A 12,490-nucleotide genomic window follows, 5' to 3' on the forward strand; every position below is an offset into this window, starting at 1 on the left:
CTGGCACCGTGAAGGGTTCTAGATCTGCTGCAGGTTAAACCAGTTATCGTGACTGCAGAGGCTGCTGTGGAGTAATAATAGATATCACCCCCACCCAGCCAGAACAGTCACTCCCTATAGTGGGGTAGCCGGGTCGTCTAGCGGCCAAGGATGCGGGGCTTTGGGCCGGCCGGCTGGCCGGGAGGAACCCCCGTGACCGGGGTTCGAATCCCCGCCCGGCTACCACTACAACCCGGCTCTCTTCCCCCAATCCCTGCGAATAGCCTCCGCTAGGCCATCCATCGTATACTTTTCTGCTACTATGGTCCTGGCCCTGGCTAGCTTGGACTCCTTCAGTGCTGCCAGGGTAGTTGGCCCTATTACTGCTGCAGTAAACTTGTAGGAGCCGTTGTAGTGCCTGGCCAGTGTCTGGACTATGCTCGGGCTGGTGAAGACCACGTAGTCGAACTCATCTGCTATGCTTGCAGCTATTCTTGCAAGCCTCTCTACGGGTTTCGCGGTGTAGAGGTGTACTATGCGGACTTCGACACCCATGCTCTGCAACAACATGAAGTCGTTATGCTCTGCCGCCGCAGATCTGGGTATTAGTACGCAGCGCGGATTTCTCCGACGGAGCTCCTCCGCCACTGCTTTTCCACGGTACTCGCCTGGCACTAGGTCAACCCTTAGCCCTGCCTCTGAGAGCACATTCGCAGTGCGGGGTCCGACAACTGCTACGTGTAGTCTACCTTGCTCCTGTAGCCTTCGTATCTCAGGTAGCAGCTTTGCGAGAAACCTTGGCGCCCTAGGACTCGTAAATACTATCCAGTCACAGCCCCCGAGCAGCCTAGCAACCTCTTCCACAGCCCCGCTCCTCGCTACGACTTCTACAATGGGTATGTGTGCCACATACCCTATCTCGGCTAGTGGGCCCGGCTGGGAATCGGGAGGACGAAGCAGTAGTATCGTCGGCTTACCCGCTAACTTAGCCGCCAAAGCTTCTCCCTCAGCTCAACCACTCTACCAATAACAATGACAGCCGGGGGCGCGATGCCCGCCTCGCGTGCCTTCACGGCTATGTTCTTTAGGGTGCCGATTACCACGCGCTGGCCCGGAGTTGTAGCATTCTCAACAATCGCGACTGGAGTCTCGGGATCTATGCCAGCCTCTAGGAGCTGGCTGGTTATCACTTCAAGTCTCCCTACACCCATGAGTATGACCAGTGTGTCCACGGCGGATGCTATGGCTGCATAGTCTATGCGTTGTTTCTTGCCCTCAGCTTCTCGCCCGGTTACAACTGCAAAGCTTGACGCTACATACCTGCTTGTAACGGGTATACCCGCATAGGCTGGGCCTGCTATGGCACTGGTAATCCCTGGCACAACCGCACAGTCTACGCCACGCTCCCGTAGGTACATGCACTCCTCCTCGCCGCGACCAAAGACGTAAGGGTCCCCGCCGTGTAGCCTCACGACCGTGAGACCCTGACATGCCAGCTCGTAGAGCAGCTTGTTTATCTCCTCCTGCGTCATAGCATGCATGCCTGGCCTCTTACCAGCATATATCAGCTTCGCACCTGGCTTGGCTTCCTCTAGCAGCTCTCTCGGAATAAGCCTGTCATAGACTATGACGTCTGCTTCCCGGATCAGCTTTAGCCCCTTGACGGTTATCAGCTCAGGGTCTCCAGGACCTGCACCAACGATGTAGACTCTACCACTGCATTGCATTACAGGCTTATCCCCTCCCTTGCTGCTAGCCTCCTCAGCTCGAATGCTGCCTCTAGGCCTACCTGTGTAGGCTTATCCGGATCACCCTCGACCCTTACTTCAACCCTTCGGCTGCCATCGGGAGATGCTAATGCTGCATGGAAGTAGAGGGTGTTGCCACGCAGCTCAGCGTAGGCTCCGAGTGGGGTGTGGCAGCCACCGCCAGCATAGGCTAGGAATGCTCTCTCAGCCCTAGCCTCGGCCATAGCCTTCTGGTCTGAGGCCTTCTCGAGGATCGGGAGTATGTCGCTGCGACTGGACAGAGTATAGACCCCTATTATGCCCTGGCCAGGCGCTGGGGGCAGGATGTCTGGAGGTATACGCCAATACTCTATGTCTACACCTAGCCTCTTTAGCCCGGCCTCGGCAAGCACTATGGCGTCATACTGTCCTTGCTCTAGCTTTCGAAGCCTGGTATCCACATTACCCCTTAAAACCTTGAAGACTAGGTCGCGGCGGACATGTTTGAGCATTGCAACCCTACGGGCGCTCGATGTTCCAACGATAGCGCCGCTGGGCAGATCCCATATCGTCTTCTCCTTCCCGCCTCTCACAACGAGCACGTCGTAGGGTGGATCCCTCGGCGGCGTCATGGCTAGTACTAGACCGGGCGAAATAGCGCTAGGTACATCCTTTAGACTGTGAACTGCTATGTCAGCACGTCCCTCCAGTACTGCAAGGTTTACCTCTTTCTCGAAGAGGCCCTTGCCGCCTATAGCTGTAAATGGTTTGTCCTGGTGTATATCACCTCTAGTCTTGACTATCACTAGTTCATACTCTAGGCTTGGCTCGACACGTTTTATTGCCTCCAGAGCTATCATTGTCTGTGCTATGCTGAGCTTACTACCCCGCGTAGCTACGCGGAGCTTCATGGTTATCTAAGCCTCTTAAAGGCCTTCCTAAGCTTCTCGATAGTCTCGGAGACTACGTCGCTCGTGTGGGCTGCACTCGTGAATATTGCCTCCATCTGGCTTGGCGCTATGAATACGCCTAGTTTTAGCAGCTCTTCGTGTAGCTTCAGGTAGAGCTTCTTATCGCTCTTTGCTGCGTCCTCGGGGCTCCAAACCTCACCCTTTACGAAGAATATCTGCAGCATGCTCTCCACATGGTTTACAGCAGCGTCTATACCATAGCTTAATACGAGCGATTCTAGCTCTTCTGCTAGCGCTCTGCCCGCCTCAGAAGCTACCCGGTATGGTGTGCCCTCCTCGAGAACTTCAATAGTAGCCAGCCCTGCAGCCATTGTTACTGGATGCGCGTTAAATGTTCCAGCATTGAAGACTTTGCCGCTAGGTGTCAGATGCTCCATTATCTTCCTGTCAGCCACAACTACGCCGATTGGGAAGCCGCCACCTACTATCTTGCCCAGCGTGGTTATGTCTGCCTTTACTCTATAGTATTCCTGGGCGCCGCCCAAGGCTAAGCGGAACCCAGTGATAACCTCGTCCATTATTAGCAGTGCTCCATGCTCGCTTGCTATGCGGCGTAGCTCCTGGAGGAACCCCTTCTTTGGCGGTATGACTCCTGCATTACCTGCAACTGGTTCGACTATTATTGCTGCCACCTCGTCACCATGCTTTGACATTATCTTCTCTACGCTTTCAATGTCATTGTATTTTGCTACGAGTGTTAGCTTGGCAACTTCCTCGGGTATACCCTTGCTTGTCGGTACTCCATACTCTGCTGCTGCACTACCAGCTCCCACCAACACAGCATCATGGGCGCCATGGTAGCATCCATTAAACTTTACAATGTACTTCCTGCCAGTGACACCTCTTGCGAGCCTTATCGCAGTCATTGTTGCTTCTGTGCCCGTGTTTACAAAGCGAACCATTCCACCGGGATGGTAATACTTGAGTATCTTTTCTGCAAGTCTTATCTCCAGCTCGTAGGGAGCGCCGTAGAGCCAGCCCTTCTCCAGCTGCCTCCTAACAGCCTCCTCCACACGGGGATGTTTATGACCGAGGATTAGGGGGCCATAGGCCAGCACGTAGTCTATAAGTTTCTCGCCATCAACAGTGTAGATGTATGGGCCCTCAGCCCGCTCAACATAAAATGGGTAGGGCTTAACCGCTGCACGAACAGGGCTGTTGACGCCACCAGGAAATAGTGTGAGTGCCTTCTCGTAGAGAGAGCGGCTCACCTCGCCAGGCAAAGCGGGAGCCCTCAAACATTCAGGAGCCGCTTAGGTCCCTTATACTGTGAACGCCGAATATCCACGAGGACAGTCACTGCTAATAGGTTGTTGGAGGCCCCAACGGCTAGTCTCGGGTGAGGAGTGGGTCACGGGTCTGAGCCCCACGGACGAGTAGGGGCTAGCCCCCCTCCAACCCAGACACGGCCGTGGGGCTGTGAGGCTGGGGGGCATAGCCGATGACGAGCGGTGCATCAAAAACACTGTAGTATGGAGAATTATAGCTATAGATACTGGTCTTGAAGCAGCTAGCTGCGTTACTCCTCCTTCTTCTTCTTGGCTCCTCCTCCGCCACCCTTACCCTTCGGCTCTATGAACTCTCTGAAGTACCAGCCGTGAACCCTCTTTATGTGCTCTAGCAGCGCCTTCCTACGGAACATGCCTCGACCACAGACGGGGCATGGCCTAGCACTTACCATGCCTTCGTCACCCTGGGTTGTGGTGGTGTACAGCTGCAGAGGCTAATACTTCTCCCCTAATTGGGGCTAGCTACTGCTACCGGTGGCTTTGAGGAGTGCTTTCCGGGTTTTCTCGAGCGTTGTTGGGGGTACCGCAACTATGAATGGTGCTGCGTATCGGGGTTTTGCCGCCTCCACTATGACTTTCTCGCTGCCGCCTGCGTGGAGGTATCCTTCGGCTATGAGTCTTGCCCTGGCTGCTGCTTCGCGGGGGCTATATATTGCGGGATAGTATGCTGCTACTGCTATGTCCCACGCCATGTCCTCTATGCGTGTGCTCCGCCTGGCTTGTTCAAGGTCCACAATGTATAGGCCGCGGGGTGAGTCTATGAAGTTGCTTGGATTTGTATCCCAGAGCACTATTCCCTCCTGGTGTACTGCTGCCAGGAGCCCTCCTAGCTCGCGGTAGACTGGGGGTAGTGGGCTGCGCTGTAGAGCTGCAGCTAGATCTGTGCCCTCGACGTAGCTGTAGGCCGCTATCCTCCTCCGGGGATCAACTAGTATTGGTTCGGGCACATTGAACCCCTTCTCGGCTAGCAGCCTGTTAAAATAGTACTCATTGTTTAGCCTGGATAACGGGTTTAGCCGGGGCTTTGGAAGTGGAAGCGAGGTTATCGCTGCTACTATCCACTTGACCGCCGTTACATCCCGGTACCTCTTAATCACCGCTGTACGAAATCCCGCCACCTCGACCAGCTCGACACTCCTTATAGCAGCAACGCGTTGCTTCATAACACTCTTAGCCATGTCGAGGAGTCTCTTTACGCCGGTTAGCGCGTAGAGCTGCTCTTCGAAGTCTAGGAGCCTCGTAGCTAGCTTAGCAGAGTCAAGGCGGACGAGTAGCAGCGGGTCTACGAGTAGCGGGTGTGGACGTACCGAAAACCCCTCCATGAGGAGTGCTGGGTCTATGAGGCTTATGAGCGATGTCGAGGATAAGCTCTGGGCGAGCGCTGAGAACCTCACGCTGCGGCTCTTCCCCTCTTCCCGGTCTCCGATGACATCTGCTATGCGGATAAATCGGGGCCACTTGGCTAGCCTTCTCAACCACTCGTAATACTTGGAGCTTCGCAGCGCTGTGTTGAGCGGAGAACGTAGCCATAGGTAGAGGTGCTGGAGCCTTGAAAGCCTGGCAATCGCCGGATATATGTCAGCCATGTACGCTCTTTCAACGTTTACCTGCAGGAGCTTCTGAAGCCTCCTAGCCTCCTCAAACCGGAGCCTCTCCAGATACCTTCCCGCAAGAAGCTTGTACTCCTCCCAGTTCCGGGTCTCAACTGGCTTTAGCAGGAGGAGGCTAGCCAGTGTCTCCCCGAGGGTTGAGGATTCTATGTCTGAGACAAAGAGGTCCTCGTCTACCGTTAGTACTACCTTGTCCCCGCTACGTATAGCACAAGTTTCTCCGCCTAGGCGTAGCTCAAGTACATAGCTCGGGGAGAGCTCGTAGACAGCTAGGAGTCTCGAATCACTGCTGCACAGCGGCATGGCCCGCTAGCTCCTCCCCGCAACGCCAGCCACACATTCCCTCTCCGGACAGCTAGCCGCGAGGACGTATAGCCCTGCTTTGGACTATATAGCGTAGCCTGGGTGCTCCGGGGTTTGCCCCGGGTCTGTATGTACTATGACGAGGTCTTCAGACTTCATGAGCCTCCGTATGGTTCACACCCAGAGAGCCCGGAAAGGCTAGCAATAGCGCTGGAATCGCTGGCCAAGACGGGGCTCTATACGCTGGTGCATATACAGCCAGCGCCTAGGCGTGGCCTGGAGCGGGATAGGATACTTGAAGTACACGATCCAGCCTATGTCGAGAAGGTTGAGGAGCTTGCTGGACGTGGCGGCGGCTACATAGACCCAGACACCTACGTTGGGAAGTACACCATACTCGCAGCCCATGCATACACAGCCTCAGTGCTCGATGCCGTTGACAAGCTAGTTGAGGGAGACTGCAACATAGCTATAGTACTCGGACGTCCACCGGGACACCACGCCGGCCGTCGCGGCGTCGCAATGGGGGCTCCAACGCTGGGCTTCTGTATATTCAACATCTCGGCACTAGCAGCAAAACACGCTGCCAACCGCGGCGAGAACGTGCTAGTTGTAGACTTCGACCTGCACCACGGCAATGGGACCCAAGACATACTCTACAGTGATGAAAGGATTGTACACCTAGACTTACACCAGGATCCTTCAACAATATATCCTGGCACGGGCTGGCCATGGGAGAACGGGTCTGGGAGGGCTAGGGGTACAAAGCTAAATGTTATAGTGCCTGTTGACGCTGGAGACGATGTCTATATGATGCTGTTCCAGAGGGGCTTAGAGCTTGCACAAGCAGTACAGGGAAGTCCGAGCCTAGTCATTGTTGATGCCGGGTTTGACGCCTATGCAGGTGATGGGTTTGGCATGTTGTACCTCACAACGAACACGTACTACGAGCTGGGCACTACGCTGAGAAGAATGAGGACACGGATACTCGTCGTGCTTGAGGGTGGCTATAGTATTGGGCTGAGGAGGGCCCTACCAGCATTCATCGCGGGCCTGCTTGGCGAGGCCAACCCGTATCCAGAGAAGAGGAGCGAGAGCCGCGACGCGGTGTGGAGGACTGCACTGGAGAACTTTGAGCGACTTGAAAAAGCAATAGCAGAGGCAAAGAGAAATGCTGGCAGGTTCTAGCTCTAGAAGGGTGATATGAAGTCCTCCGGCTTTGGCGGCTCTGGCGGCAGACCCTTCCTTTCACGTATCTTCTTCACTAGGTCCATTAACATGTTGTCTGGTACGGGTGCCCACCTGCTGAACTCTGTGCCCCAGAATGCTCTGCCTTGTGTAGCGCTCCTAAGCTCTGGCGCCAGGTCGAAGCTCTCGGCTACCGGTATCTCCGCTATAATCCTCATCATTAGACCATACTCCTTCATGTCTATTATCTTGCCGCGCCTCCTAGATATGACTGCTATCACGTTGCTTACATACTCCTGTGGTACACGAATGTCCAGCTTCTGTATGGGCTCGAGCAGTGTTGGTTTAGCTGTGAGCATACCGGCGAATATTGCGTTCCTAACAGCTGGGTAGATCTGGGCTGGGCCCCTGTGTGCGGGGTCCTCGTGTATCACTGCATCGTGCAGTACCACCTTGATGCCGCGAACAGGCTCCTTGGCTAGTGGACCCTCCTTCATTGCTAGGCGGAAGCCCTGGATAATAGTGTCCTTTACCTCACGTAGGTGCTGTACACCGGTTGTCTTGTCTACAAAGACATTGATGTTCTCATCGATAGCCCATATCCTCTTGGCCTCGTCGTAGTCCCAGCCTGCCTTCTCCTTTAGTATCTTAGCCCTCTCATACGGATCCTGGTCCTCGCGGACAACACCAGACTGTATGAGCTTTATTGTCTCCTCGTCAAGCGGCTCAACGCTTATGTATAGCTTGTTGTGCTTGTTGGGGCTCTTGCCCTCGAATACCTGGCTCTTAGCCCTAATGGTCTCTCTGTACACTACTATTGGCGGGCTTGTCTTTACCTCGAGGCCAAAGTTCTCCTTTAGCCACCATACAGCAATCTCAATGTGCAGTGGACCCATACCGCTTAAGAGGTACTCGCCGGTCTCCTGGTTGATCTTTACCTGTAGCGTTGGGTCCTCAATGCTTAGCTTGTAGAGGGCGTCAATAAGCTTTGGCAAGTCCTTCGGGTCCTTCGGCTCGATGGCTACCGTTACTACTGGCTCTGATACGTACTTCAGCTGCTCGAATGGTGACACCTTCTCCTTCCACTCAACAGCAACAGCTGTCTCACCAGCACGTGCATCCTCGAGGCCAAGGGCAGCACCAATGTTACCTGCTGGGATCTCGTCTACAACTTCACGGTCTGGACCCATGTAGATGCTTACCTGTAACACCTTGGCCTGCTTCTTAGCGTTTATCAGCCAGACCTCCTCGCCCTGCCTTAGGGTACCGCTGAATATCCTGCCAGTTGCTACTAGCCTCCTTATCTTCGGGTCGACCCTCATGAATGATATCGCATAGACCAGTGGGCCGTTGGGATCAGCCTCTAGCATTGCCTTACCTACTTCACTATTGATGTCGCCCCTCCATATCTTTGGTATCCTGTATCTCTGAGCATCCCTCGGATTCGGTATGAACTTGACCACTGCGTCTAGTAGCGCTTCATGGAGTGGTGCAACCTTCGTGGCGAACTCTTCTACTGCATCCTTACCCTTCTTGTATGCTTCAATAATATCGCTGAACTTTATCCCCTTCTTCTGGGCCATCGGGATACTTATGCCCCACTTGTCACGTGCACTACCGAAGATCACCATACCGCTTGTTGGGTTTAGCAGCCACTTCTCCCTGAACTCTGGATCAGCGTAGAGGCGTATCAGGTTGTTGACCTCCTTTATTATCTCTATGAAGCGCTGCTGTATCTGCTGGGGAGTGTACTTTAGCTCCTTTATCAGCCTGTCGACCTTGTTTATGAATAGTATCGGTCTTACTCTCTCTTCGAGGCTCTGCCTCAGCACGGTTTCAGTCTGGGGCATCACACCCTCAACAGCATCTACGACCAGGATAGCACCGTCCATCAGCCTTAGGCTCCTGGTCACGTGGCCGGAGAAGTCTACGTGGCCGGGGGTGTCTACGAGGTTGATTACGTATGGCTTGCCCTGGTACTCGTGGTAGAGGCTTATGTTTGCCGACTTTACCGTGATGCCTCTCTGCTGCTCTACCTTGAGGTAGTCTAGTGCTAGCGCCTCACCCGCGATACGCTGCGAGATAATACCAGCGGCTGCTAGTAGCGAGTCGCTAGTCGTCGTCTTGCCGTGGTCTACATGGGCAACGATACCAATGTTACGTATCCGCTCGATGTTATTCATTATCTTTAGGATTTCGTCTACATGCTTGACACGCATACCCTACTAACACCCGGTGAAGGGGCGAGTAACGGTCCCCGGGTTATAAAGTACTGGGCTCTCTCTTGTTGCCCCACCCGGCTCCCGCTCCATGGGCGTCAGGATTGCTGCTACTCCCGCTCTGCTTTGGAAGACGTATATGGAGCATGTATTACGCGGTACACCTTTACGGCTCTCTCATAGCCAAGAACCTTCTCAAGCTCAACTATTGATGCTCTGCATATAGCCTCTATACTGCCGAATTTTTCAAGGAGCCTCTCCGCGAGCCTAGGCCCTATGCCGGGCAGGCTCTGGACAACATATAGCTGCTGCATCCACAGCTTCTCGAGCCTCGGCTTCCTATGTATAACCACGGGCCTCTGCTTCAGAGCCTGCTCACGACACGCAACACTATAGATTATTTTTGCTGACTCTTCCGGACCACTGCTCCAGACGATCCTTACACTATAGTCGAGGCTTATCGCCAATAGGGCAAGCTTAACCTGCAATGCACGCGAGGTAACCCTTTCCAGCTCTGCTGGGTCACCCTCAACGAGTATTATTGGGACTTCATAGTGCTCGCTCAGCCTTCTAGCCTGGTCGTAGAGCCTGCCATCGAAAAGGCTTGCTGCAAGGTCGTGCATGGTCTTCCTCTCGAATGCAACCCTATCCGAAACAATGTAATCGCCGACACCTGCAACAGTGTAGATTACGGCTGCACCCATCTCCCTCAATAAGCGGGGAATGGGGCTAGCCTTCTCCCTCTCGTCAACGTAGACCCGCGGCCTACTACACTCGGGCAAGAGCTGTACCCCGTTTAGCTGCTGCACAACCCGTTAATAGCTTGTAAACCATGGAGCTAGGATGCCCTGGAGGGGCTGTGAGGAATACGCTAGAGGCCGACACGAAACCCCGGGAGAGTCGCGTGAGGATAGTCCGGCGCACCGAGCCCTTCAAGCATTGCTTGGACCTGCTGTGGCAGCAAGTTTTAGGGGTTCAGCACCGGGTACCCCGGGCCTGGGGTAGGACTTAGACTAGGGCTGCGAGGGGGGATGCCTTGGCTAAGACTAGTGGGCGTAAGAAAAAGGAGCCCGTGAGCGGCACGAAGAAGGAGCTTGTCATACAGACTAGACCCGCCATAACAAGGGACCAGGTCGAGAAGGATGAGAGGAAGCGTCGCCTCCTCCTAGTGTTAAAGGCTATGGAGGACCAGGGCGGCATATATGAGAGGAGTCTAGCCCACCTAGTCTACTGGCTACAGAAGGAGAAGGACTTCGACCTAGGCTACAACTTCTACCTTGTAGGCGACGTACCAATATCTAAGGAGCTACACGAGGACATTGTGGCACTACTCTATGTGGGCCTCGCCGAGACCGACCCCAAGACCAAGAAGCTTAGGCTTACAAGCGACGGGAAGGAGTTCCTAGAAACCAAGGGTTACGACAAGGAGTTCTATGATAAACTACAAGCAGCCATAGACGAGTATAAACCGAAGATAGCAGCTATAGATGCACAGATAGAACTCACAACGATACTCTCCAGGCCACGTGCAGCCCGGAGAAGGAGGCTCTTCTAGCCTTCCCACATCCGCACCTTTTCCATCCTCCCCGCCTAATCCTGCCTCCCGCTGTACTGCTGCGCCGCGTTAGCGATAACCCCCTCCCCAAAGACACTCCTACCATATCTCTACACGGCGGGGGGTCAGGGCCCCGGCGACGCCGCCGCTGGCGGCTGGGTGAGCCGGGAGACGAATTGCACGTCGCCCACCATTCCTCCATTACCGTCCTAGGGTTCTAGGAGTGATATGAAGAAGCCCTGGGTCTGGTGCAGGCTTGGCAGGAACCTTGCCGTCTTGCGGGCTACATCACCGTAAACAGCATAGCCATGGGCGGCGGGGATTCTTGGTCTCCGTAGGCTTGCTGCGCCACGCTCAATAATCTTTACTACCTGCTCCTCACCCTCCATGGGTAGGATGCTGCAGACAGCATAGACTGCTGGAGCCCGGTACTTTAGCGCTGTTTCCAGCATCGCAGCTTGGAGTGGGGGGAACCTTGCAACCCAGTTGAGATCGTCTAGGTGGAGCTTTATTGCTGGATCCTTGCCCACTGCACCACTGCTTGTACATGGAGCATCTAGCATTACTTTTGACGGTTTTAGCCTTAGGTGTAGTGTTGTAGAGTCTGCTTGTACTACCTCGATACGGCTAATATCAACACCATACATGCGTAGTAGGCGCTTTGTCCTCTGGAGACGCGCCCAGGAGACGTCTACAGCTATTATCCTCGCCCTGTTCTCAGTGAGCTGCATCACCAGCGTATCCTTTACGCCGGGGGCCGCAGCCAAGTCCAATATCACGTCTCCAGGCTCCGGCTCTAGGGCCTCGACAACCATTGCTGAGGCCTTGTCCTGGAACACTATTTCGCCACGCCACATCTCCTCAAGATGGTGTAGTGGTTCACTAAAGTCTACAACCTCCAGCATGTAGGGTAGATCCCGGTCTCTGCGCACTATGACGCCTTTCTCCTCTAGCCGGGCTGCAACACGATCCGGATCAGCCTTGAGCGTATTGACCCTTATCCACCACTTCTCCTCGTTGAGAGACGCCAAGAGCCTTTCAGCACTGTAAGGGCCGAGAAGTTGGAGTATCAGTTTGGTAAACCAGGTGGGAAAAGAGTATTTTATTGCAAGTTTCTCAGCTTCAGAGCCTGCTGTCTCAATAACGTCCTCTATACTCTCCACATGGCGTGGCAGTGTCTTCAGCAGTTTCCTCCGCAGCCTCTCTACTCCATCGATGTAGGGCTGGAGGTACTCCTTCTCCGGGCCTAGGAGGGCTAGCCATAGCCTTGCAGCCCTCTTGGAGCCGCCCGTAGCGCCATAGACGTACTTTTCTATGTGCCTTACCGTGTGGTAGTCCGATACTATATCATGAGAGACCTTGTAGAGCACCCTTGGCGGTACAATGTTCAATGCTTTACGGTACTCTCTCGCTGCAGCTTGGTAGGCCCTATCATGGCTTACATGCCTTGTCAGTACATGGTAGAGGACACGAGCACTAAAGTCTACTATGACCTTTACTTGTCTCTCCATAGCCTATATACGCACCCGAGAACTACCAGGGTTACCGGGATACAGCCAATATTGTATCATGAGCCAGTGATGATAGGTGGGCTTACCAGAGCCCGCAAAAGGGGGCCGTGAAGAGTGTGGCCGTATCTGAGGAGCCGG

Annotated in this window: 11 protein-coding genes and 1 tRNA gene; 3 read left to right on the forward strand and 9 right to left on the reverse strand. The window is 54.3% G+C overall.

Annotated features, from left to right (window positions below):
* The first annotated feature begins 126 nt into the window (after positions 1-126).
* Positions 127-225: transfer RNA gene (locus HBUT_RS04375), tRNA-Gln, on the forward strand.
* Here the strand turns inward: HBUT_RS04375 and HBUT_RS04380 are convergent.
* The 6 genes from HBUT_RS04380 to HBUT_RS04400 form a co-directional block, all read right to left on the reverse strand.
* Complete coding sequence (locus HBUT_RS04380; RefSeq protein WP_011822003.1) at positions 226-975, reverse strand: uroporphyrinogen-III synthase; 750 nt, start codon at positions 973-975, stop codon at positions 226-228.
* Complete coding sequence (gene cobA / locus HBUT_RS04385; protein ID WP_011822004.1) at positions 960-1,706, reverse strand: uroporphyrinogen-III C-methyltransferase; 747 nt, start codon at positions 1,704-1,706, stop codon at positions 960-962. Before cobA ends, HBUT_RS04380 begins: the two co-directional genes overlap by 16 nt.
* Positions 1,706-2,617: a hydroxymethylbilane synthase gene (gene hemC, locus HBUT_RS04390; RefSeq protein WP_011822005.1), complete on the reverse strand. Its 912-nt coding sequence runs from the start codon at positions 2,615-2,617 to the stop codon at positions 1,706-1,708. Before hemC ends, cobA begins: the two co-directional genes overlap by 1 nt.
* A 2-nt stretch (positions 2,618-2,619) precedes the next feature.
* Complete coding sequence (hemL, locus tag HBUT_RS04395) at positions 2,620-3,900, reverse strand: glutamate-1-semialdehyde 2,1-aminomutase (protein WP_011822006.1); 1,281 nt, start codon at positions 3,898-3,900, stop codon at positions 2,620-2,622.
* A gap of 296 nt (positions 3,901-4,196) precedes the next feature.
* Positions 4,197-4,358 (reverse strand): hypothetical protein, encoded by a 162-nt coding sequence (locus HBUT_RS09530; RefSeq protein ID WP_153801389.1) that lies wholly within the window; start codon positions 4,356-4,358, stop codon positions 4,197-4,199.
* 66 nt (positions 4,359-4,424) lie between these two features.
* On the reverse strand, positions 4,425-5,879 hold the full coding sequence (locus HBUT_RS04400; RefSeq protein WP_011822007.1) for a BUD32 family EKC/KEOPS complex subunit: 1,455 nt from the start codon (positions 5,877-5,879) through the stop codon (positions 4,425-4,427).
* A gap of 114 nt (positions 5,880-5,993) precedes the next feature.
* Between HBUT_RS04400 and HBUT_RS04405 the strand changes: the two genes are divergently transcribed.
* Positions 5,994-7,067: a histone deacetylase family protein gene (locus tag HBUT_RS04405; RefSeq protein ID WP_011822008.1), complete on the forward strand. Its 1,074-nt coding sequence runs from the start codon at positions 5,994-5,996 to the stop codon at positions 7,065-7,067.
* A gap of 2 nt (positions 7,068-7,069) precedes the next feature.
* Here the strand turns inward: HBUT_RS04405 and HBUT_RS04410 are convergent, their stop codons facing one another.
* Positions 7,070-9,286: an elongation factor EF-2 gene (locus HBUT_RS04410; RefSeq protein WP_011822009.1), complete on the reverse strand. Its 2,217-nt coding sequence runs from the start codon at positions 9,284-9,286 to the stop codon at positions 7,070-7,072.
* Between the two features lie 110 nt (positions 9,287-9,396).
* On the reverse strand, positions 9,397-10,068 hold the full coding sequence (locus tag HBUT_RS04415; protein WP_011822010.1) for an ERCC4 domain-containing protein: 672 nt from the start codon (positions 10,066-10,068) through the stop codon (positions 9,397-9,399).
* Positions 10,069-10,322: 254 nt separating this feature from the next.
* On the opposite strand from HBUT_RS04415, the gene HBUT_RS04420 reads away from it, so the two are divergent.
* Positions 10,323-10,841, forward strand: a complete 519-nt coding sequence (locus tag HBUT_RS04420; protein WP_011822011.1) for a hypothetical protein — start codon at positions 10,323-10,325, stop codon at positions 10,839-10,841.
* Between the two features lie 209 nt (positions 10,842-11,050).
* On the opposite strand, the gene HBUT_RS04425 is transcribed toward HBUT_RS04420, so the two are convergent.
* Complete coding sequence (locus HBUT_RS04425; RefSeq protein ID WP_011822012.1) at positions 11,051-12,352, reverse strand: RsmB/NOP family class I SAM-dependent RNA methyltransferase; 1,302 nt, start codon at positions 12,350-12,352, stop codon at positions 11,051-11,053.
* Positions 12,353-12,490: the final 138 nt, after the last annotated feature.

The sequence above is a fragment of the Hyperthermus butylicus DSM 5456 genome (genome assembly GCF_000015145.1).
Taxonomy (GTDB): Archaea; Thermoproteota; Thermoprotei_A; order Sulfolobales; family Pyrodictiaceae; genus Hyperthermus; species Hyperthermus butylicus.

Excerpts from the sequence above, each read along its gene's own strand:
- cobA (WP_011822004.1), bottom strand. The coding sequence starts at position 1,706 with ATGCAATGCAGTGGTAGAGTCTACATCGTTGGTGCAGGTCCTGGAGAC.
- hemC (WP_011822005.1), bottom strand. The coding sequence starts at position 2,617 with ATGAAGCTCCGCGTAGCTACGCGGGGTAGTAAGCTCAGCATAGCACAG.
- HBUT_RS09530 (WP_153801389.1), bottom strand. The coding sequence starts at position 4,358 with ATGGTAAGTGCTAGGCCATGCCCCGTCTGTGGTCGAGGCATGTTCCGT.
- HBUT_RS04400 (WP_011822007.1), bottom strand. The coding sequence starts at position 5,879 with ATGCCGCTGTGCAGCAGTGATTCGAGACTCCTAGCTGTCTACGAGCTC.
- HBUT_RS04410 (WP_011822009.1), bottom strand. The coding sequence starts at position 9,286 with ATGCGTGTCAAGCATGTAGACGAAATCCTAAAGATAATGAATAACATC.
- HBUT_RS04425 (WP_011822012.1), bottom strand. The coding sequence starts at position 12,352 with ATGGAGAGACAAGTAAAGGTCATAGTAGACTTTAGTGCTCGTGTCCTC.